Origin of the sequence: Vibrio sp. T20 (assembly GCF_007858795.1) — a bacterium.
Taxonomy (GTDB): Bacteria; Pseudomonadota; Gammaproteobacteria; order Enterobacterales; family Vibrionaceae; genus Vibrio; species Vibrio satsumensis.
Genome location: NZ_VFEB01000117.1, coordinates 1 through 225 on the forward strand (window position 1 = coordinate 1; position 225 = coordinate 225).

General features: G+C 43.6%; 1 protein-coding gene. It reads right to left on the reverse strand.

Annotated elements, in window-relative coordinates; genetic code table 11:
* A partial coding sequence (locus FTW16_RS13390; RefSeq protein ID WP_146491410.1) for an AMP-binding protein occupies window positions 1-225 on the reverse strand: 225 nt, incomplete at both ends.

Here is a 225-nt window from a genome sequence, read left to right on the forward strand (position 1 = left end):
CATATGTACCACTCAGCCGAATTTTTAGCGATGATGGAGACTTTGTCCCCCTCGACTAGTCCATTGTCAACTAAACCTTTTGCGACTTTCCGTGCCGCGATATCTGCCTCACACCATGTATAAGTATGCCACTTACGATCAACAGGTTGATGAAGCCACACTTTGTCAGGGTGCTTTTTAACATTAGCTTTCAACTGTTCTAACGGCGTACAATAAGTTGTCATA